This window comes from Lentzea sp. NPDC059081 (assembly GCF_042738015.1).
Classification (GTDB): Bacteria; Actinomycetota; Actinomycetes; order Mycobacteriales; family Pseudonocardiaceae; genus Lentzea.
Map to the genome: position 1 here is coordinate 24,958 of NZ_JBHYGW010000020.1, position 20,621 is coordinate 45,578.

The 20,621-nt window shown below is 68.5% G+C and carries 22 protein-coding genes and 1 tRNA gene; 20 read left to right on the plus strand and 3 right to left on the minus strand.

Translation table 11 applies throughout. The annotated features are described in order from the left end of the window. Positions 1-47: 47 nt before the first annotated feature. The 6 genes from ACFWV3_RS32945 (at position 48) to ACFWV3_RS32970 (ending at position 6,793) form a co-directional block, all read left to right on the plus strand. Positions 48-989 carry an exopolyphosphatase gene (locus tag ACFWV3_RS32945; RefSeq protein WP_382417062.1) on the plus strand — a complete coding sequence of 314 codons (942 nt, stop codon included), beginning with the start codon at positions 48-50 and terminating at the stop codon, positions 987-989. 176 nt (positions 990-1,165) lie between these two features. Continuing rightward, positions 1,166-2,791: an ABC transporter substrate-binding protein gene (locus tag ACFWV3_RS32950; RefSeq protein ID WP_382417064.1), complete on the plus strand. Its 1,626-nt coding sequence runs from the start codon at positions 1,166-1,168 to the stop codon at positions 2,789-2,791. 121 nt (positions 2,792-2,912) lie between these two features. Beyond that, entirely contained in the window at positions 2,913-3,842 is a 930-nt protein-coding gene (locus tag ACFWV3_RS32955; protein WP_382417066.1) for an ABC transporter permease, read from the plus strand. Further along, complete coding sequence (locus tag ACFWV3_RS32960; RefSeq protein ID WP_382417068.1) at positions 3,835-4,809, plus strand: ABC transporter permease; 975 nt, start codon at positions 3,835-3,837, stop codon at positions 4,807-4,809. The genes ACFWV3_RS32955 and ACFWV3_RS32960 overlap by 8 nt, the downstream gene beginning before the upstream one ends. Before the next feature lie 45 nt (positions 4,810-4,854). Next, positions 4,855-5,805 carry an ABC transporter ATP-binding protein gene (locus tag ACFWV3_RS32965; RefSeq protein WP_382417070.1) on the plus strand — a complete coding sequence of 317 codons (951 nt, stop codon included), beginning with the start codon at positions 4,855-4,857 and terminating at the stop codon, positions 5,803-5,805. Continuing rightward, positions 5,798-6,793, plus strand: a complete 996-nt coding sequence (locus ACFWV3_RS32970; RefSeq protein WP_382417072.1) for an ABC transporter ATP-binding protein — start codon at positions 5,798-5,800, stop codon at positions 6,791-6,793. Before ACFWV3_RS32965 ends, ACFWV3_RS32970 begins: the two co-directional genes overlap by 8 nt. Positions 6,794-7,229: 436 nt before the next feature. Here the strand turns inward: ACFWV3_RS32970 and ACFWV3_RS32975 are convergent, their stop codons facing one another. After that, a complete protein-coding gene (locus ACFWV3_RS32975; RefSeq protein WP_382417074.1) occupies positions 7,230-7,658 on the minus strand; it encodes a GNAT family N-acetyltransferase in 429 nt (142 codons plus the stop codon). Beyond that, a complete protein-coding gene (locus ACFWV3_RS32980) occupies positions 7,655-9,112 on the minus strand; it encodes a S10 family peptidase (protein ID WP_382417076.1) in 1,458 nt (485 codons plus the stop codon). Before ACFWV3_RS32980 ends, ACFWV3_RS32975 begins: the two co-directional genes overlap by 4 nt. Here ACFWV3_RS32980 and ACFWV3_RS32985 point away from each other — a divergent pair. The 13 genes from ACFWV3_RS32985 to ACFWV3_RS33045 all read left to right on the plus strand — a co-directional run bounded on the left by ACFWV3_RS32985 (position 9,068) and on the right by ACFWV3_RS33045 (position 19,044). Further along, positions 9,068-9,778 (plus strand): uracil-DNA glycosylase, encoded by a 711-nt coding sequence (locus tag ACFWV3_RS32985; RefSeq protein ID WP_382417300.1) that lies wholly within the window; start codon positions 9,068-9,070, stop codon positions 9,776-9,778. The two genes, ACFWV3_RS32980 and ACFWV3_RS32985, sit on opposite strands and share 45 nt — an antisense overlap. Positions 9,779-9,855: 77 nt before the next feature. Further along, the gene (locus ACFWV3_RS32990; RefSeq protein ID WP_382417078.1) at positions 9,856-10,998 is read left to right on the plus strand and encodes a type IV toxin-antitoxin system AbiEi family antitoxin; all 1,143 of its coding nucleotides are present in this window, start codon (positions 9,856-9,858) and stop codon (positions 10,996-10,998) included. Continuing rightward, positions 10,985-11,809, plus strand: a complete 825-nt coding sequence (locus ACFWV3_RS32995; RefSeq protein ID WP_382417080.1) for a GSU2403 family nucleotidyltransferase fold protein — start codon at positions 10,985-10,987, stop codon at positions 11,807-11,809. Before ACFWV3_RS32990 ends, ACFWV3_RS32995 begins: the two co-directional genes overlap by 14 nt. Positions 11,810-11,838: 29 nt before the next feature. Beyond that, the gene (locus ACFWV3_RS33000; RefSeq protein WP_382417082.1) at positions 11,839-12,312 is read left to right on the plus strand and encodes an SMI1/KNR4 family protein; all 474 of its coding nucleotides are present in this window, start codon (positions 11,839-11,841) and stop codon (positions 12,310-12,312) included. 63 nt (positions 12,313-12,375) lie between these two features. Beyond that, positions 12,376-12,975: a DUF4129 domain-containing protein gene (locus tag ACFWV3_RS33005; RefSeq protein ID WP_382417084.1), complete on the plus strand. Its 600-nt coding sequence runs from the start codon at positions 12,376-12,378 to the stop codon at positions 12,973-12,975. Further along, positions 12,972-13,322 carry a hypothetical protein gene (locus ACFWV3_RS33010; RefSeq protein WP_382417086.1) on the plus strand — a complete coding sequence of 117 codons (351 nt, stop codon included), beginning with the start codon at positions 12,972-12,974 and terminating at the stop codon, positions 13,320-13,322. Before ACFWV3_RS33005 ends, ACFWV3_RS33010 begins: the two co-directional genes overlap by 4 nt. After that, positions 13,319-14,260 (plus strand): AAA family ATPase, encoded by a 942-nt coding sequence (locus ACFWV3_RS33015; RefSeq protein ID WP_382417088.1) that lies wholly within the window; start codon positions 13,319-13,321, stop codon positions 14,258-14,260. The genes ACFWV3_RS33010 and ACFWV3_RS33015 overlap by 4 nt, the downstream gene beginning before the upstream one ends. Further along, positions 14,257-15,486: a DUF58 domain-containing protein gene (locus ACFWV3_RS33020; protein WP_382417090.1), complete on the plus strand. Its 1,230-nt coding sequence runs from the start codon at positions 14,257-14,259 to the stop codon at positions 15,484-15,486. Before ACFWV3_RS33015 ends, ACFWV3_RS33020 begins: the two co-directional genes overlap by 4 nt. Beyond that, positions 15,486-15,941: a hypothetical protein gene (locus tag ACFWV3_RS33025; protein ID WP_382417092.1), complete on the plus strand. Its 456-nt coding sequence runs from the start codon at positions 15,486-15,488 to the stop codon at positions 15,939-15,941. Before ACFWV3_RS33020 ends, ACFWV3_RS33025 begins: the two co-directional genes overlap by 1 nt. 142 nt (positions 15,942-16,083) lie before the next feature. Then, positions 16,084-17,409: an NAD(P)/FAD-dependent oxidoreductase gene (locus ACFWV3_RS33030; protein WP_382417094.1), complete on the plus strand. Its 1,326-nt coding sequence runs from the start codon at positions 16,084-16,086 to the stop codon at positions 17,407-17,409. Positions 17,410-17,629: 220 nt separating this feature from the next. Next, a complete protein-coding gene (locus ACFWV3_RS33035; protein WP_382417096.1) occupies positions 17,630-17,752 on the plus strand; it encodes a hypothetical protein in 123 nt (40 codons plus the stop codon). Further along, on the plus strand, positions 17,749-18,852 hold the full coding sequence (locus ACFWV3_RS33040) for a RimK family alpha-L-glutamate ligase (protein ID WP_382417097.1): 1,104 nt from the start codon (positions 17,749-17,751) through the stop codon (positions 18,850-18,852). Before ACFWV3_RS33035 ends, ACFWV3_RS33040 begins: the two co-directional genes overlap by 4 nt. A gap of 118 nt (positions 18,853-18,970) precedes the next feature. After that, a tRNA-Leu gene (locus ACFWV3_RS33045) sits at positions 18,971-19,044 on the plus strand. A 198-nt stretch (positions 19,045-19,242) separates the two neighbouring features. Here ACFWV3_RS33045 and ACFWV3_RS33050 read toward each other — a convergent pair. After that, positions 19,243-19,548 carry a putative quinol monooxygenase gene (locus tag ACFWV3_RS33050; protein WP_382417098.1) on the minus strand — a complete coding sequence of 102 codons (306 nt, stop codon included), beginning with the start codon at positions 19,546-19,548 and terminating at the stop codon, positions 19,243-19,245. A gap of 100 nt (positions 19,549-19,648) precedes the next feature. Here ACFWV3_RS33050 and ACFWV3_RS33055 point away from each other — a divergent pair, with 100 nt between their 5' ends. Further along, a complete protein-coding gene (locus tag ACFWV3_RS33055; protein ID WP_382417099.1) occupies positions 19,649-20,596 on the plus strand; it encodes a GlxA family transcriptional regulator in 948 nt (315 codons plus the stop codon). The last annotated feature ends 25 nt before the right edge of the window (positions 20,597-20,621 follow it).

A 20,621-nucleotide genomic window follows, 5' to 3' on the forward strand; every position in this document is an offset into this window, starting at 1 on the left:
GCCGGAACCATCCGACCCTGAAGTAGCACGGTGAAGCGGGAGTGATCATGTCGCGGGTTGCGGCCATCGACTGCGGGACCAACTCGATCCGGTTGCTGGTGGCCGACGTCACCAGGCGTGACGACGGCACGGTGTGGCTGCGGGACGTGCATCGCGAGATGAAGATCGTCCGGCTGGGACAGGGCGTGGACGCGACCGGGCGGCTGCACCCCGACGCGATCGAACGCACGCGCCAGGCGCTCCTGGACTACGCGCGCACGATGCAGCGCAAGGGTGTCGAGACGGCGCGGATGGTCGCCACCAGTGCCACGCGGGACGCGAGCAACCGCGACGAGTTCTTCGGCATGACCGAGGCGGTGCTCGGCGCGCCGGCCGAGGTGATCACCGGGGACGAGGAGGCGCGGCTGTCCTACCTCGGCGCGGTGTCCGATCTCGACCCGGACGAGGGACCCTTCCTCGTCACCGATCTGGGTGGTGGCAGCACCGAGTTCGTCCTCGGCAGCGGCACGGAGGTCGAGGCCGCGCGGTCGATGGACATCGGCTGTGTGCGGCTGACCGAGCGGTTCCTCGAGTCCGACCCGCCCGCGAAGGGTGAAATCGAGCACGCGGAAGCGTTTGCGCGCCGAGCGGTCAAAGAGGCGTTCGACGTGGTGCCCGTCGAGAAGGCGAAGACGTGGATTGGCGTCGCCGGCACCGTTACGACATTGTCAGCCCTGGTCCAAGGGCTTGAGGTGTACAACAGCGACGATATTCACCTCAGCCGCATCACACTTGACAATGTTCGTGAAATCACCGACCGTATCCTCTCCATGACGCATGATGAGCGTGCCTCGCTGGGACCGATGCACCCCGGTCGAGTGGACGTGATCTGCGGTGGAGCTGTGGTACTGCGCGCGATTGCCGATGAGCTGGAGAATCGCGCGGGTATTCGCACGCTCGTGTGCAGCGAGCACGACATCCTCGACGGCATCGCGTTTTCGCTGGTCTGAGGCCGAATTAAGGTCTTCTTGAGGTGATCGTGACGAGTTTGTGACCGCTTTCGGTGCGCGTAGTACTGGACGCCCCGGTTAACGTCCTCTCACGTTTTGGGAGGTGGACGAGACCTCCCGGGGAGGCGCGCGCACGCAATATCTGCGGCGGCGCCGGGGAAAGGCGGGAGAGACTGATGTCGCGATCACGGGTTGCGTGGGTGGCACTGCCAGCCGCGCTGGCCATGACGCTCAGCGCATGTGGCGGCGGCGGTGGCGGTTCCAACAACGCCGCCGATGGCAAGGACAACCCGGACGGCACGGTGTCGATCTACGGCACCGAGCCCAAGAGCACGCTGTTCCCGGCCAACACGACCGAGGCGGGCGGTGGCAAGGTCACCGACTCCCTGTTCTCGCGGCTGGTCGGTTACAAGGCCGAAGACGGCGCCCCCTACAACTTGATGGCCGAGTCGATCACGTCGAGTGACGCCAAGGTGTACGACATCAAGCTCAAGCAGGGCTGGAAGTTCCACGACGGCACCGAGGTCAAGGCGAAGAACTTCGTCGACGCCTGGAACTGGGCCGCGTACGCGCCGAACGCCCAGCAGGCCGCGTCGTTCTTCTCCGTGATCCAGGGCTTCTCCGACGTCCACCCGGACGACGAGAACGCCAAGCCGGCCAAGGACAAGATGTCCGGCCTCGAGCTCGTCGGCGACTACGAGTTCAAGGTCACGCTGAACGGCCCGACCTCGGTCTTCACCACGATGATCGGCTACACGCCGTTCTCCCCGATGGCCGACTCGTTCTTCGCCGACCCGAAGGCCGCCGAGGCCAAGCCGATCGGCAACGGCCCGGTCAAGTTCGTCTCCCGCACGCCGAACGCGCTGATCAAGATGGAGCGCTTCGACGACTACAAGGGCGAGGACAAGGTCCACTTCAAGACCTTGGACTACAAGATCTACTCCTCCCAGGAGACCGCGTACCAGGACCTGGTCGCGGGCAAGCTGGACTTCATGGAGGCCCTGCCCCCGTCGGCCAAGGTCGGCGAGAAGTACAAGAGCGACCTCAAGGAACAGGTCGTGACCGCGAACCTGCTGGGCCAGAGCGCGATCGCGTTCCCCCAGTACATCGAGGCGTTCAAGAACGTCAAGCTGCGCCAGGCCGTCTCGATGGCCATCAACCGGGAGCAGATCACGAAGACCGTGCTGGCCGGCTCGTACGTGCCGTCTACCAGCTTCGTCTCGCCCGGCATCAAGGGCTACCGCGCCGACACCTGTGGTGAGTACTGCAAGTACAACCCGGAGAAGGCCAAGGAGCTGCTGAAGGAGTCCGGCTTCACCGGCAAGCTCACCATCCAGTCCAACCAGGACGGTGGCCGCAAGGAGCCGCTCGAGGCCGCGTGCAACAGCATCAAGCAGGCCCTGGGCATCGAGTGCGAGTTCGTCGGCGCCACCAACTTCGGTGCGTTCCGGCAGATCGTCGACGGCAAGCAGCTGACCGGCATGAGCCGTTCGGACTGGTCGGCCGACTACCCGTCGATCGAGAACTTCCTCAACCCGCTCTACCGCACCGGTGGGTCGTCGAACGACTCGGACTACTCGAACCCCGAGGTCGACAAGCTCCTGCAGAAGGCCGACCAGACGGCCAACGAGGACGAGGCGATCAAGCTGTACCAGCAGGCGGAGGACATCATCGCCAAGGACCTGCCCTCCATGCCGACCTGGAACGAGAAGGGCATCGGCGGCCGTTCGAAGAACCTGCTCGACGCCAAGATGTCGTTCAAGCGTCAGGGCGTTCTGGAGTCGTTCCGCGTCAAGGCCTGATTCCGAACACCTGAGTCCTGAGTGATCCGCCCGGCCCCGCGTCCGTCGAACATCACGGGCGCGGGGCCGGAGCGGTTCCCGCGGGCTCGGGGCGCCCCCCACCACGCAAGGAGCCGACCTCATGGGTCGCTATGTGCTGCGCCGTCTGCTGCAGCTGATACCGGTCTTCCTGGGGACCACCTTCCTGATCTACGCCCTCGTCTGGGCGATCCCGCAGGACCCCTTCGCGGGCAAGTGCGGCCAGCGGCCGTGCGATCCGGCCTACATCGCCGAGATGAGCCAGAAGCTCAACCTGAACGACCCGTTGCTGATCCAGTACTTCAAGTACCTGGGCAACCTGGTCGTCGGCGACTTCGGCACCACCTTCAACGGCGTCTCCGTCGGTGAGCAGATCAGCACCTCGTGGCCGATCACGCTCAAGATGGGCATCATCGCGCTGATCATCGAGGCCGTCATCGGCATCATCGCCGGCGTCCTCACCGGCCTGCGCAAGTCGGGCTTCCTGGACAACCTGGTCCTGGTCTCGACCCTGTTCCTGATCTCGCTGCCGGTCTTCGTCACCGGTTTCGTGCTGCGGCTCTACCTCGGCCCGCAGGGCTTCGACCTGATGGACACCTCGGTCAGCTCCGATCCGACGTTCGGCGAGCTGATCCTGCCCGGCTTCGTGCTCGGCAGCCTCTCGATGGCGTACGTGGCCAGGCTGACCCGCACGAGCATCGTCGAGAACCGGCGCGCCGACTACGTGCGCACGGCCATCGCGAAGGGCCAGCCGCAGACCCGCGTCGTCGGCATCCACCTGCTGCGCAACTCGCTGATCCCGGTGATCACGTTCCTCGGCACCGACCTCGGCAGCCTCCTCGGCGGCGCGATCGTCACCGAGGGCGTCTTCAACATCAACGGCATCGGCGGCCTGATCTTCCGCGGCATCCAGGAGAAGGAAGGCGTCATGGTCACGGGCATCGTGACCCTGCTGGTGCTGGTGTACCTGCTGATGAGCCTGCTCGTCGACCTCCTGTACGCCGTTCTCGACCCGAGGATTCGCTATGAGTGACCCAGGATCCGTGTCCGGTGGAGCCGGACTCGAGGCGTCCGCGGCGGCCGGCGTCGACCAGGCCAGCCACGTCGACGACTCGTCGCAGAAGCAGCGCAAGCCCCGCTCGCTCTGGAGCGACGCGTGGGGCGAGCTGCGGCGCAAGCCCACGTTCATCATCTCGCTGGTGATCATCGCGGTCATCGTGCTGATGGCGATCTGGCCGACGCTGTTCACGTCGGTCGACCCGCGTGCCGCGGACCTCGACAAGTCGTTGCAGCCGCCGTCCGGCGACGCCTGGTTCGGCTACGACCTGCAGGGCTACGACGTCTACGCCCGCGCGATGCACGGCGCCCGCGCGTCGCTGCTCGTCGGGTTGTTCTCGACGGTGCTGACGGTGCTGATCGGCTCGATCATCGGCATCGTCGCCGGCTACGCGAAGACGTGGCTCGACTCGCTGCTCTCGCGGTTCGGCGACATCTTCGCCGGCATCCCGTTCGTGCTCGGCGCGATCGTCATCCTGACGACGCTCAACGCGCCGTCGGAGAACCCCGGCGTGGTCCGGATCATCACGCAGGTGGTGCTCTCGATCGCCGTGCTGTCGTGGCCGGTGGCCATGCGCATCATGCGGTCGGCGACGCTCGTGGCGAAGCAGCAGGACTACGTGCGTGCCGCGCGTGGCCTCGGTGCCTCGCCGCTGCGGATCGTGTTCCGGCACCTGCTGCCGAACACCGTGGCGCCCGTGCTGGTGTACGCGACGATCGCCCTGGGAGCCTTCATCGGCGCCGAGGCGACGCTCGCGTTCCTCGGCATCGGCCTGCGCCCGCCGGTCGTGTCGTGGGGCGTGATGATCTCCGAGTCGCGCGACTACTTCCAGTCGGCACCGCACATGCTGCTGTTCCCCGCGGGCTTCGTCACGATCACCGTGCTGGCCTTCGTCATGCTCGGCGACGCCGTGCGCGACGCCCTCGACCCCAAGTCCCGATAGGGGAATCCTGTGACTCAGCCATTGCTGGAGGTCGAGGATCTCCACGTGGAATTCCGCACCCGCGACGGTGTCGCGAAGGTGCTCAACGGCGTGAACTACCACGTCTCCGCCGGTGAAACCCTTGCCGTGCTGGGTGAATCCGGCTCCGGCAAGTCCGTGACGGCGCAGACGATCATGGGCATCCTGGACACCCCGCCAGGGTTCATCACCAACGGCGAGATCAAGTTCCGCGGTGAGGACCTGCTGAAGAAGTCGGCGGACGAACGTCGCGCGATCCGCGGCGAGGGCATCGCCATGATCTTCCAGGACGCGCTGTCCGCCCTGAACCCGGTGTTCACCGTCGGGTTCCAGATCGAGGAGCAGCTGAAGGTCCGCCGCGGGATGTCCAAGGCGGACGCCCGCAAGCGCGCGATCGAGCTGCTCGACCAGGTCAAGATCCCGAACGCCAAGGGACGGATCTCGGACTACCCGCACCAGTTCTCCGGCGGCATGCGGCAGCGCGCGATGATCGCGATGTCGCTGGCGCTCGACCCGGAGCTGCTGATCGCGGACGAGCCCACGACCGCTCTGGACGTCACGGTGCAGGCCCAGATCATGGACCTGCTCGCGGAGATCCAGAAGGAACGCGACATGGGCATGATCCTGATCACCCACGACCTCGGCGTCGTCGCCGACGTCGCGGACCGGATCTCGGTCATGTACGCGGGCCGCATCGTCGAGCACGCCGACGTCTACGAGCTGTTCCGCGCGCCGGGACACCCGTACACGGAGTCGCTGCTCGAGTCCCTGCCGCGCGTGGACCTGCGCGGCCAGGAGCTCAAGACGATCAAGGGCCTGCCGCCGTCGCTGACCAACATCCCGCCGGGCTGCCCGTTCAACCCGCGCTGCCCGCGCGTGTTCGACCGTTGCACCACGGAGGTCCCCGCCGTGCACAACCTCGGCATGGGCCGCACCAGCCGGTGCCACATCGCGGAAGAGGTGGTCGCTCGTGGCTGAGCCGATCCTCGAGGTCGAGAACCTCGTCAAGCACTTCCCGGTCCGCGTCGGCGTGCTCTTCAAGCGCACCGTGGGCCACGTCAAGGCCGTCGACGGCGTCTCGTTCTCGCTGAACAAGGGCGAGACCCTGGGCGTCGTCGGCGAGTCGGGCTGCGGCAAGTCCACGCTGGCCCAGGTGCTGATGCGCCTGGAACCGCCGACGTCGGGCGTGGCGCGCTTCGAGGGCCGCGACATCTTCGGCATGAAGGGCTCGGAGCTGCGCAAGCTGCGCCGGGACATCCAGATCGTGCTGCAGGACCCGTACACGTCGCTGAACCCGCGCATGACGGTCGGCGACATCGTCGGCGAGCCCTTCGAGATCCACACGGAGGTCGCGCCGAAGGGGGACCGGCAGCGCAAGGTCCAGGAGCTGCTGGAGACCGTGGGTCTCAACCCGGAGCACATCAACCGGTACCCGCACCAGTTCTCCGGCGGTCAGCGCCAGCGCATCGGCATCGCCCGCGCCTTGGCCCTGAAGCCCAAGGTGATCGTGTGCGACGAGCCGGTGTCCGCTCTGGACGTGTCGATCCAGGCGCAGGTCATGAACCTGCTGGGCGAGCTGCAGAACGAGATGGGCCTCTCGTACGTCTTCATCGCGCACGACCTGTCGGTGGTCCGCCACCTGTCGGACCGCGTGGCGGTGATGTACCTCGGCAAGATCGTGGAGATCGGCACCGAGGAGGAGATCTACGAGCGTCCGATGCACCCGTACACGCAGGCGCTGCTGTCCGCCGTGCCGGTGCCGGACCCGACCCAGCGCGGGCGTCGTGACGTCATCCGCCTGACGGGTGACGTGCCGTCGCCGATCGACCCGCCGTCGGGCTGCCGGTTCCGCACGCGGTGCTGGAAGGCGCAGGACATCTGCGCGACCGAGGTGCCGGAGCTGGTGTCGCGCAACGGCGGTCACCCGGCCGCGTGCCACTTCGCGGAGGAGCGCGCGGTCGTCTGACCGGGTTCTACGTGGTCGAGGGGTCGTGCCTGCGGGTGCGGCCCCTCTGCTCGTCGAAGGCCCGGTGCGCAGGCGGGCGTCCGACGAACTGCTTGATCGTCCGCGCGCACTCCCGCGGACTGCTCGCGCGACAGGGATGTGGGCGTGCGGGCGTGAGAGTCAGACGGCGCGCCCCAGCGGTTGATCGGGCGCTTGCGGACGCGTGTGGGGCCTCGTCCGCACGTGCCGGCCGTCTGGCAGACGGTCCGCTCACCCGTCAAGTGGTTGCCCATGCGTCGGTGCCGGCTGCTTCACAACCGCAACGCGGAACGTGCCCGTGCGCGGCCGGCATCGAACCTCGGACAGGTCGGGGAGCGAAGCTCAGGCGCTGCCCGAGTCGCACGTCCCACTCGACCGAGTTGATCAGCGCCGCCCACGGGCCGCGGCTCGTCCCAGATCACGGCCTGGCGAGGTCCGTGATCGACACGCCCGGCGCCACCTCGCGTTCGCCGACCACCACGAACCCGCGCCCCCGGTACAACGCGAGCGCCGGCGCGTTCCTGCTCCCGGTCGACACGGTCTGCGGCCCGGACGGCAGCGCGTCGAGCAGCTTCGAGGCGACCCCGCGACGGAACGCACGCGGGTGCACGACCAGCCGGCAGATGTCCACAGTGGACCCGTCCATCTGGTACGACACCGCTCCCACGAGACCTTCGTCGTCGTGGAGCCCGAGGAAGGTCTCGCCGCACGAGCCGAGGTCGTCCAGCGACTCGTGCAGCGGCGGTATGCCGTCGAAGCCGATGATCTCGGCCTCGACGGCGTACGCGAGACGTTGCACCGTCCACAGCTCGTGCAGGACGGTGCCGTCGGACAGGTCCAGGATCACGTGTTGGACGAGTTCCGCACGAAGTTCGCGAGGTCCTCGGACTGCTTCACGCGCGACGGCTCGTGCACGTACATCATGTGCCCGGCCGGGTAGTAGGCCGACTCGATGTTCGCCGTCAGCTCCTTCGGGATCTGCAGGTGCGCGAGCAGGTGCTCGGCCGCGAAGTACGGCGTGGCGCCGTCGTACCAGCCGAACGCCACGTGCACCTTGAGGTGCGGGTTCGACCTCATCGCCGCCGACAGCCTGCCCGCCGTCGTCACGTGCCTGCCCTCGAACTCCTTGTACGACCACTGCTCGATGACCCGCGACAGGACCTCGTACGGCAGGTCGCTCGAGTAGCCCAGCTCCGCGTGCACGTAGTGGTTGAGCGTCGCCGCGTACGGGCCGACGATCGCGTCGATCGACGGGTCCGCGGAGATGCCCTCGCGGCCGTAGTCGGTGTCCCAGCCGGTGAAGCGGGAGTCGATGCGGCCGACGGTCTTGCGGTCGCGGCGCAGCAGCTCCGTGAAGAACCGGATGTGCTCGATGCGCAGGTCGACCGCGTCCACGTACTCCTCGGTCAGCCCGGTGAGCCGCGCGAGCTTCTCGACCGTGGCGGCGCGCTCGGCGTCGCTGAGCCGGTTGCCGCGCGCGAGGGCGTACGGGTAGTCGCGGACCGCGAACTCCTCGGCCTCGGCGAGCACCTCCTCGAGCGGACGGTCGCCGTGCAGGCCGTGGTAGTTCGCGATGGCCGCGTACGTGGGCAGGAAGAGCGTGTAGGCCAGGTCGTGGCCCTCGTTGAACTCGAGCGTCGCGAAGTCGAGCACCGAGGAGATCAGCATGAGCCCGTTGAGGTACATGCCGTACTTCTTCTGCAGCTGCTCGGCCAGGCCGGCGGCGCGCAGCGTGCCGTACGACTCGCCGCAGAGGAACTTCGGCGACATCCACCGGCCGTTGCGCGACGTCCAGAGGCGGATGAGCTCGGCGATCGAGTCGATGTCGGGCTGGTAGCCGTGGAAGCTGCCCGGCTTCTCGCCCTTGGCCGCCCGCGAGTACCCGGTCGACACGGGGTCGATGAACACGAGGTCGCTCTCGGCGAGCAGCGTCTCCTCGTTGTCCGCGATCCCGTACGGCGGCGCGGTCAGGTCGCCGACGTCGCCGCTGAGCACCCTGCGGGGCCCGAGGAGCCCCATGTGCAGCCACACGCTGGCGGAACCCGGCCCGCCGTTGAACGCGAACGTGACGGGCCGCTTGAGCGGGTCGGCGCCGTCGAGCGTGTACGCGGTCAGGAACACCTCGGCCTTGGGCTTGTGGCCCTCGAACACGCCGTCCTTGAGGACCTCCTCCTTGAGCACGACACGCCCGGTGGTCGCGGTGTAGCTCAGCTCGCGGCCCTTGACGGTGATGCTGTGCTGGGTGGTGACAAGGTCATCGGACGGAGACTCGGGCTTCTCTTCGGTCTTCTCCTCGGACATGGGGGCAACATTACGGAACTCGACGAGCGGATAACGGCCTGCCGAGCGTGCCCGCGCCTGGTGGCGTGGCGCGAGTCCGTCGCGGCGGTGAAACGGGCCGCGTTCCGCGACCAGGAGTACTGGGGCAAGCCGGTGCCGGGTTTCGGTCCTCTCGACGCCTCGTTGCTGATCGTGGGCCTGGCCCCCGCCGCCCACGGCGCGAACCGGACGGGCCGGATGTTCACCGGCGACCGGTCCGGCGACTTCCTCTACCGCGCCCTGTACGAGCTCGGCCTGGCCTCTCAGCCCGAGGCCTGGGCGCTGGACGACGGCCTGGAGCTGTACGGGGTGCGGATCGCGTCGCCGGTGCGGTGCGCGCCGCCCGCGAACAAGCCGACGCCCGAGGAACGGGACCGCTGCACGCCGTTCCTGCGCGAGGAGATCGGGTTGCTTTCGTCGTTGCGATCCGTCGTGGTGCTCGGGGCGTTCGGGTGGCAGGCGTTCCTGCCGCTGCTCGGGTCAGCGCGGCCGAAGTTCGGGCACGGGGTGGAGGTGGCACTCGGTGGTCTGCGGGTGTTCGGGTGCTACCACGTGTCGCAGCAGAACACGTTCACCGGGAAGCTGACCCAGGAGATGCTGCAGGACGTGCTGCGGCGGGCGATCAGCCAGGACGATCAGAGCCTCTGAGTTCGTGGTGAGAACTCATCCGAACGTGTCCAGCAAATCGCTGCGCGGGGACTGTTCCGCAAACTAACATGTTCCATGTGTCCCGGAACGGCGCAGAACATGGAACAACTGAGCCTGAGCTCATCAGGGCGGCGGTGCGGGCGATCAGATCGGCCTTGCCGCCGACCTGGTCGATCGAGCCTGGCGAGACAGGTGCGGAGCCCGGCTCTCGGCGTGCGTACAGGCCGGACGGGCAGTTCGTGATCATGGCACCTGATGGTGCTTCGGCGACGGTGCTGCTGGAGTGCAAAGGAGTCGTGGCGCCCAGAGACGTCGCGAGAGTGGCGGAACAGCTGGGCGGGTACGCGCGAGCAGCCGGCGAACGTGGCATCAAGATCGGCGCACTGCTGCTGGTAGCGCCATTCGTGTCGCCGACGACTCGCGAGCAGATGAGCCGGCATGACCGCATGGGCTGGTTTGATCTCACCGGAAACTTGCGTCTGAGAGTCGACAGCCCGGCCCTGTTCCTCGATCGGGCCGGCGCGGATCGAAGTGGTTTCCGGGACCCGGAGGATCGACTTCTCAAGTCTCTTCGTGGTCCCGCTGCGGCGAAAGTAGTGCTCGAACTCTGCGACACGACTGTGCCTGTCGGGGTGAGAGATCTGGCAACGCGCGCGCAAGTCGGTGTTGCCTCGAGCGCACGGGTCTTGGAGCTGCTCGACCGCGAAGCGGTCATCACGCGAAACGACGACGGAGCCGTGACCTCTGTGCGAAAGCGCGCATTGGTCGACCGCTGGGCCCGGGACTACAAGGTGATGACCTCCAACGAGGTCATCACGGCGTTGGATCCGAGGGGGTTGAGTCACGCGTTGGCATCGCTGCGCGACGTGGGTTCACGCGTCGTCCTGACGGGCTCCGCCGCTGCACGTGCGTATCTGCCGCAGGGTTTGACGGCGGTGTCGCCCTTGGTTTCGTTGAGCTTGTACGCCGAGGATCCGATCGGGCTCATGGATCACCTCAACTTGAAGCCCGTTGAGCGTGGGACGAATGTGCTCGTGATGCGGCCTTACGACGATGTCGTGTTCGCACGCTCGCGACGCGTCGAGGGGCTTGACTACGTGGCTCCCGCGCAGGTCGTCGTCGATTTGCTGACCGGTCCAGGGCGCTCAACCGAGGAAGCGGAACAACTGTTGGCAGTGCTCGAGTCGGATGAAGCAGGTTGGAAGAATGATCACGCTTGAGTACGTGCTGGCCCGGGGCGTTCTGCTGGATGCGCTGGATGGACTCGGAGCGCATCGCGACGCGGTCGTCCTCGTCGGTGCTCAAGCTGTTTACCTGCACACAGGTGCAGCTGACTTCGGGACCGCGCCGACCACCACGGACGCGGATCTCGCGCTCATTCCGGAGAATCTCGCGGACGAGCCCGCGGTGGTGGAGGCCATGCGCGCGGTGGGCTTCGTGCCGGGCAACCAACCGGGACGTTGGCTCGGGCAGGGAGGAATCGCGGTCGACCTGATGGCACCGGAAGGTCTGTGCGGCGGTTCAGGCCGGCGTTCTGCTCGTCTGCGACGACCTCACGATGACCGGAACACGGCTCGCAAGACCCTGGGACTGGAAGCCGCCGTCGTGGACAACGGCGTTCGAGCGATCAGCGCACTGGACCCGGCTGATGCACGATCGTTCGAGATCAAGGTCGCAGGTCCTGGCGCGCTGATCGTTTCGAAGATCATCAAGATTGCCGAGCGCCGGGAGCAGATCCACCGGCTGAAGCCGAAGGACGGCCTTGACGTGCTACGGCTGCTCCGCACCTTCAGCACTGCGGAGCTGGCGCAGAGCCTGCGGAACCTGGTGTCCAGCCAGCTGTCGATCGCGGTGGCGGAGCGAGCGGTGGCTGAGCTCCGCGTCTTGGCAGCAGGGCCGGAAGATCTGCTTCCGAGGTTGGCGGCAGAGGCTGAGGCCGGCTTCAGCGATCCGGACGAGATCAGGATGTCGATGGTCGCGCTGGTCGACGACCTGATGCAGGAGTTCGACGGAGTGGACATCCGGACGTGATCGTGCGGCACCTGCCTAGGATGCGCGCCGTGGAGTTCTGGGACACCGGCACGCACGGCGTGCAGCCGCCGCTCACCCCGGACGCCGTCCGCGACGCCGAGAAGGTGCTCGGCGTGCGGCTTCCCGAGGCCCTGCTGGAGCTGCTGCGCGTGCAGAACGGCGGCACGGTGGTGGACTCGCGCACGGCGTTCCCCGTCACCTCGGCGACCTCGTGGGCGTCCGACCACGTGCCGTTCGACTCGCTGATGGGGATCGGGCCGGAGGGCGGCGCCCTGACGTTGCTCGACACGCCGTACCTGGTCGGGGAGTGGGACCTGCCGTCGCCGGTCGTGCTGCTCTGCGGGGACGGGCACACGTGGGTCGCGCTGGACTACCGGGAGTGCGGGCCGGACGGCGAGCCCTCGGTGGTGTGGCTGGACGCGGACGCCGAGTCGGAGCTGCCGTTGGCGCCTGACCTGCGGACGTTCCTCGACGGGCTGGTGCCGGCCGACCGGTTCGACTAGCGACACCCGCGAGTTCGCCAAAGGATCATTCCGTCCGCCCCGAACCGTGTAAGGCTGCACGGCATGAAGTGGTGGCGCGCGGGAGCGGCGGTGGCGGCGTTGCTGATCGTCGTCGTCGCGGCCAGCGGCGCGTCCCCGATCACCCTCGTCAACCGCCTCGACGACCAGCCGCCACCGCAGAACCGCGAACCGGGCCTCGACCTCACGCTGCCGCAGGACCTGCCGGACGTGGTCGCCGTGCCGTTCACGGTGTTCCTGCTGATCCTCGTCGGGCTCGTCCTGTTCGGACTGGTCGGCATCGTTCTGGCGATCGAGCTGCCCCGCTGGCGGCGGCGCCGCGGCTCTCGCGGCATCGAGATCACCGACCACGAGGTCGAACGGGCGCCGGTCGTCCAGCGCGTCGAGAAGGCCTTGCAGGAGTTCACCGCGCATCCGCAACGGCCGCCGCGCGACTCCGTCATCGCCGCCTGGCTCGCGCTCGAAGAGACCGAGCCGCGCAAGCCGCACCAGACGCCCACCGAGTTCACGAACGGGCTCGGCGTCGACGCCACCACCCTCAAGGACCTGTACCAACGCGCGCGGTTCGGGCACGAGGACGTCACGCCCGCGCAAGCGGAAGAGGCACAACAGGAACTCGGCCGCATCATCCGGGAGCTCGCATGAAGACGGTGCTGGCGCTGGTGGTCGGAACCGTCATCGGCGTGGCGGTCTGGTGGCTCGGCGCCCCACCGGCGTGGGCCGCGGCGCTGGCGGTGCCGCCCACCGCGTTCGCCCTGCTGGTCGGGCGGTTGCCGCGGGCCACGGACATCATCTGGAGCTCGGCACCGCCGCCGCCCGGCTCCATCAGCACCGCGCACGCCAGCACGCTCGCGAGCCGGCTGCAGGAGGCGGCGGAGAGCCCGCGGCGCTACCAGGAGCGGTTCCGCGGCCGGCTCGCACGACTGGGGATCGACGCATCCGAGATGCCTGGTCCGGAGGAACTCGCGGAACGGCTCAGGAGGGTCGAGTGAGCATCGAACTGGAGGCCAAGGCCGTTCTCGACGAGATCGGCGAGGTCGTCGTCGGGCGCACGCGGACGGTGCGGCTCGCGCTCGCGGCCGTGCTGGCCGGCGGGCACGTGCTGCTGGAGGACGTGCCGGGGCTCGGCAAGACGTTGATCGCGCGGTCGCTCGCGCAGGCGTTGAGCCTCGAGTTCCGGCGCCTGCAGTGCACGCCGGACCTGCTGCCCGCGGACGTCACCGGCTCGTTCCTCTACGACCCCGGCAGCCGCGAGTTCGAGTTCCACCAGGGGCCCGTGTTCACCGGACTGCTGCTGGCCGACGAGATCAACCGCACGCCGCCCAAGACGCAGTCGGCGCTGCTGGAGGCGATGCAGGAACGCCAGGTCACGGTCGAGGGGCGCACGTTCCCGCTGCCGCGGCCGTTCCACGTGCTGGCGACCTCGAACCCCGTCGAGTACGAGGGCACCTACCCGTTGCCGGAGGCGCAGCTCGACCGGTTCCTGGTGCGGCTCGACATCGGCTACCCGCCCGCCGAGGAGGAGGTCGAGGTGCTCCGCCGCCGGATCGCCCGGCGGCGCGAGGAGGCCGAGGTGCCGCCGGTGCTCGCGCAGGGGCGCCTCGCCGAGCTGCAGGCCGAGCTCGAACAGACCACTGTGGACGACGATCTCCTGCGGTACTGCGTGGATCTGGCCGTCGCGACGCGCAGGCACCAGTCCGTCGAGGTCGGTGCGTCACCACGCGGCGCGCAGGCACTGGTCCTCGTCGCTCGCGCACTGGCCACTTTGGACGGACGCGCGTACGTGACGCCCGACGACGTCAAGGAGTGCGCGGTCGCCGCACTGGCACACCGGCTCGTGATGAAGCCGGAGACGTGGACGTCCGGCGTCACCGGCGTGCAGGTCGTCACCGAGCTGCTCGGCAAGGTTCCGGGCCCGCCCAGCGCATGAGCCGCGCGGACAAGATCAGAGAGGCCTTCACCCGGTCGCACGGCGCGCACTGGCACCCGACCGACGCCTACTCGCGCGCGGTCTGGCTCGGCGTCGGCCTCGTTCTCGCCGGGTTGTTCCTGCACCAGGTGGAGATGGTGCTGTTCGGCGTGCCACTGGTGCTGTCCGTGCTGCTCAGCCACAAGCCCAAGGGCACGCCGACGGTCAGCGTCCGCCCGGTGCCGCGCGGCGCGGGAGCCGGCGTCGTGCACACCGTCGCGCACGTCGACGGCGCGGACGCCGAGATCGCGGTGATCAAACTGCCCGGCGGGGTCAAAGCCGTCCCCGCGCACTCGCCCGACCTGCCCGTGGAGATCCGGCGCGACGCGTGGGGGCCCGGCGTCGACCTGCGCCTCGACCACCTCTTCGCCGGACCGGACGGCATGCACGTCTACGGGCCGATCGTCGGCACCGAGCACGTCCGCACGATCCTGCCGCCGGTCGAGCACCACCCGGCGGGCCCGTTGCCGCCGCGGCCAGCCGGTCTGGTCGGCATCCACCGGTCGCCGCGGGCGGGCGACTCGACGGAGCTGCGCGACATCAGGGCGTTCCAGCCGGGCGACCGGCTCAAGCGCATCGACTGGCGCGTCACCACCCGCACCGGCACCGTCCACGTCCGCGAACGGCACGCCGAGGCCGACGCGGAGGTCGTGCTCGCCCTCGACACGCGCGTGGACGTCGGCCCGGCCGTGGGGGACTGGTCGTCACCGCACCACGGCTCCTCGACGCGTCCGGACGGCAGCCTGGACCGCGCGGTGCGCCGGGCGGCATCGATGGCCGCCGGCTACCTGCGGCAGGGCGACCGGGTGGCGTTGATGGACCTCGGCCGGCCGCAGCTCAACGTCCGCTCCGGCGTGGGGCGACGGCACCTGATGCGGATCCGCACGCAGCTGGTCGTGTGCGTGCAGGCCGCCGGGTGGGCGTCACGGGTGGCGTTGCGCAAGCTGCCGCACGGGAGCGTCGTCGTGCTGCTGTCGCCGTTCCTGGACGACGAGATCGCCGAGCTGGCCGTGCAGACGCGCAGGCACGGGCACGTGGTCCTGGCGGTCAACACGCTTCCGCTGCCGCTGGTGCCCGATCCGGAGGCGGCCTGGGGCGAGGTGGCGGCGGAGATGATCGCCGCGGAGCACCGGCTGAGGCTGCGGCGGATGACCGAGAACGGGGTGCGGGTGACGAACGAATGCTGATGCGACTCGCGATCGTGCTCGCCGCCCTGCCCGTGGCGCTGATCCTGCACTCCGAGGCCGACTCGATCGCGCCGTTGGTCATCGTCGCGGCGCTCACGGTCGTCACCGCGCTGATGCCCGGAAGCGCCGGAGCGGCGTTGCTGATCGGGTACGCGGCGCTCGCGATGGCGTTCGGTGAAGGGCACCCGTTGAGGCTCGGTGTTCTGTTGATGATCCCCGCGTTACATCTCATTCACACGACGTCCGCACTCGCCGCGGTCGTTCCGGTGAAAACGAAGATCGAGCTCGCCGCGCTGAAAGCACCGGCCCGCCGGTTCGCCATTGTCCAGATGATCACTTTTGGCGTTGCGGGCTTCGCCGCGTTCATCCCGTCGGGTGCGGAGATCGGGCTCGTGGAGCTCCTCGGACTGGGGGCTCTGACGGCCCTCATCGGGGTCGTCGCGCTGAGGATCTGAATCGGTCCTCTCAGGGAGAACGCCTCAACTTCCGCTCAAGTCGCAGGTCAGCCCCGATCGTGTCCCGCATCACCTGGCGACGGTAGTCACAACAGCCCCTTCGGACGCGCGAAAAATGGGGTCGTGGTGCGACCATGTGTGTATGGCTGCTGTGAAGTCGCAACCCACACGAATCGTCATTGTCGGCGGTGGGTACGTCGGGATGTACACGGCTCTCGGACTGCAGAAGAAACTGCGTTCCGGTGAAGCCTCCGTCACGGTAATCGACCCGCAGCCGCACATGACCTACCAGCCCTTCCTGCCCGAGGCGGCGGCCGGCTCCATCGAGCCGCGCCACGTCGTCGCCCCCCTGCGCAAGGTGCTCAAGCGCTGCCACGTCGTCACCGGCCGCGTCACCAAGATCGAGCACGCGCGCAAGATCGTGACCGCCGAGCTGTCGGACGGCCACGTCGAGGAGATCGAGTACGACGTGCTCGTCTCCGCGCTGGGTGCGATCTCCCGCACGCTCCCGATCCCCGGCCTGGCCGAGGTCGGCATCGGCATGAAGACGATCGGCGAGGCGATCTACGTCCGCAACCACGTGCTCTCGCGCCTGGACCAGGCCGCCAGCACCAACAACGCGGACCTGCGCAAGAAGCTGCTCAGCTTCGTCGTGATCGGTGGTGGCTTCGCGGGCATCGAGACGCTCGCCGAGCTCGAGGACATGACGCGGTATGCGCTCAAGTACTACGAGGGCATCAAGCCCGAGGAGATGAACTGGGTCCTGGTCGAGGCGATGGGCCGGATCATGCCCGAGGTCTCCGCCAAGCTCGGCGCGTGGACCGTCGAGGCGTTGGAGAAGCGCGGCATCAAGATCTACCTCGACACCCGCGTGAAGTCGCTTGAGGGTGGCCACGTCATCCTCGACGACGGCACCGAGTTCGACTCCGACACGATCATCTGGACCGCCGGCATGAAGGCGAACCCGGTGCTGCGCAACACGGACCTCCCGCTCGACGAGCGCGGCCGCGTCCGGTGCACCGCCGCCATGCAGGTCCAGGGCCTCGACGGCGTGTGGGCCGCCGGTGACTGCTCCGCGGTGCCGGACCTCTCGCGCACCGACGAGGACCCGACGGCGACGTGCGTGCCGAACGCGCAGCACGCCATCCGCCAGTCGAAGCTGCTGTCCAAGAACATCGTCGCGTCGCTGCGCGGCCAGAAGCCGAAGGACTACTTCCACAAGTACCTCGGCTCGGTCGCGGGCCTCGGCCTCTACAAGGGCGTCGCGGACGTGTTCGGCCTGCGCTTCAAGGGCGTGCCGGCGTGGTTCATGCACCGCAGCTACCACGTGGCGTTCATGCCGACCGTGAACCGCAAGCTGCGCGTGCTGATGGACTGGACGCAGGCGCTGTTCTACGGCCGCGAGGTCGTGGCGCTCGGCCAGATCAACGACCCGAAGTCGGACTTCGACCGCGCGGTGCAGTCCTGACGGCTCCTGCTCGTGACGCCCGACCTCACTCTCTGTGAGTAACGGAGTGCCCCGAATGAGACATCATTCGGGGCACTTCTTTGCTCTGAGGGCGGAACTTGAGCCCCCAATCGGCGTAAGCTGCGGGGGCTGCCTTGACATTGCGTTACGTGTTATCGAGACTACGGCTGGTGCATCACCTGAATGCGTGATTTGCCATGTGGGGAGAGAGGTGATCCCGATGTCTCTCGAGGAGCTGGCCGCACAGCTTCGTCGCGGTGAGATCGAGGACCCCGCGTTGGCGCAGTACGCCACGGAGTACGCGCAGGCGGGGCAGAGTTTCCGCAGCAAGAAGGACGATTGAGCAGGTCAGCTGACGGGCGGGTGCCGGGTGCCCCGTCCGAGGCTGCAAGACCTCTGCTGCTGCAGGGGCAGGACTACCTCTTCCGCTCTCCTCCCAAGTGCCTGGACTTCCAGGAGCAGGTCCACCGGCTCGGCATGGTCGACGAGGGCGACGGCAACCCGCAACCCTGCGTGCTCGTCCTGGCCCGCGCGGCCGACATGGAGATGAACGAGCTCTCCATCGCACTGGCCGAACGCGGCATCCGGATGGCCCGCATCGACGCCGACCGCTGCATCGACATCCCGCTGTCCGTCTACACGGACCAGCCGCTGATCGAGCTCGACCGCTGGCTCCTGCGCCCCCTCCTGGTCTGGCGCCGCCACTTCGAGCTCTCGGCCGTCCCCGTCGAACCGGGAACCCTGGCCGGCGCCTACGCCGTCGACCAGTGGGCCTCAGTCGCCAACTGGCTGTCCTCGCGCTCCGACTGGGCGCACGTGAACCCGTCGCGCTTCTCGACGCACCTGGACCGCCTCACCCAGCTCTCCGACGCCGCCGCGTTCGGGTTGAGGATCCCGCGCACCGCCGTGACGACCCGCCCAGGCCGCACCCGGCCGGGCGGCGGCCGCTGCATCGTGAAAACCGCCGGCCGTCACCTGCTGGAACCACGTCCCGGCGTCCAGCACGGCCTCTTCCCGCGACCCCTGGAGACCTCCCGCGCCTCCGACGCCCCCGAACCCGCGCCGGTGATCGTGCAGGAGTACGTCCCGTCCGACACGGAGCTGCGCGTGTTCGTGGTGGGCGAGCAGTGCATCGCCTATCAGGTGGACAAGCTCGATCCCGCACAACTCTGGGTGGACCCCGACGCCGTGCGCGTCACGCCCACCTCGGTCCCGGCCTCCCTCTCGGACAGACTGCTGGCCCTGACCCGGCACTGGCGCGTGCAGGTGGCGGCGTTCGACCTGCTCGTGACCGGCTCCGAGCACGTGTTCCTGGAGATCAACGTGAACTGCGACTGGCGCTGGTTCGAGCACCGCGCGGGCGACACCGCGGTCTCCACGGCCGTGCACGACTGGGTGGCGCTGCGCTTCAAGGAGCTGCTCGGAGCGGGGAGGACGCGCTGATGTTCGGGTCCGTTCGATGCTTAGCGGGATGCTCGCTCTAGTCCAATTCACTGGGCCGCTCGGGCGAGAAACGACCATCCGCTCACACAAGCCGACGATCAAGGCCTAGGCTCACCGCGCCCCCGTAGCCCAATCGGTAGAGGCAGGTCCCTTAAAAGGATCACAGTACGGGTTCGAATCCCGTCGGGGGTACTCCGTTTCATCACATGGATTCACCCCCTGACCAGGCGCGACCCGGTCAGGGGATGATCTTGTAACTACCGGTGACGCTCGCCGCGGGCGTGGTCCTCCACGGCCGTTCGTGCCGCAGTGGTGCCGACCTCCGCGGCTCGAAACCGGGCCGAACGACCGCCTCTCGGGCCCCTTGTGGGCAAGGTCACCGGGCCTCGTTCAGGCCGGGTGCTTGAACGCCAGCACCTCTACCTCGCGGATGTCCGGAGCGGTCGCCAGGAGCTCGGGACCGACCTCGGCGAGGGCGGCCGGGATCTTGCCGGTGAGGTGCGCCTGGCGGGCCTCCTCGTCCTCGAAGGCGTCGAAGATGCCGAAGGTCGAGTCGTCGAGCCGGAAGGCGTACCAGACCTTGGTGCCGGGCTCGTCCTCCACGACGGCGTGGCCGATGTCCAGGAACGCGGCCAGGTCCGCCTCCTTGCCCTTCTCGGCGGTCAGCAGGGCCAGCACTCCGAGTCCGAGCGTCATGACGTGATCTCCCTTGTGAGATGGGGCTTGGAGATCAAGTTATGAGGCCGGCGAGCCCAGGAGGAGTGGCGTAAACGACGATTCCAGTACCGTTTGCGACATGCGTGTGGCGTTGGCCGTCGTGGACGGCACGTTCGACTCGGGGCTTGCGGCGATCATGGACGTGCTCGGCGCCGCGAACGCCCTGAGCGCCGACGGGCCGCCCGTCACGGCGACGGTGGTCGGTGCCGGGACGCAGGTGCGGACCGGCAACGGGCTGGCGCTGGCGACCGTTCCGGTGGCGGAGCTGGAACCCGGTGAGGACCTCGTCGTCATGCCCGCGGTGGGGCTGCGGGCGCCGGAGCAGGTGGTCGCGGCGGTGCGCGATCCCGCCAACGCCTGGGTGCTGGACCTGGCCGGGAGGGGGACGGCGCTGGCCGCCGCGTGCAGCGGGGCGTTCTTCCTGGCCGAGGCCGGTGCGCTCGACGGGCGGCGGGCGACCACGAGCTGGTGGCTCGGGCCCGCGTTCCGGCAGCGGTATCCGGCCGTTGAGCTGGAGGACTCGCGGACGCTGGTCAACGACGGGCAGCGGACCACGGCGGGGGCGGCGTTCGCGCACATCGACCTGGCCTTGTGGATCGTGCAGCAGCGCAGCCCCGACCTCGCCGACCTGGTCGCCCGGTACCTGCTGATCGGGGACCGGCCCTCGCAGGCCGCGTTCGCCCTGCCGACCCAGCTGGCGCAGGCCGACCCGCTGATGACGGCCTTCGAACGGTGGGCGCGCACGCACCTGGCCGACCCGCCTCCGCTGGCCCACGCGGCGCGCGAGCTGGGCGTCAGCACGCGCACCCTGCAACGGACCGCGCAGACGGTGCTGGGCCGGTCGCCGCTCGACTTCATCCAGGACATCCGCCTCGACGAGGCGACGCACCTGTTGCGCACCACCACGCTCAGCGCCGAGGCGATCGCCGGCCGGGTCGGCTACCGCAACGTCGGCACCCTGCGCGAGCTCGTGCGACGGCGGCGCGGCTCGACGCTGGAGGCGCTGCGGCACGGCGGGCGCAGCTGAGTCACCAGGTCAGGGCTACCAGGTC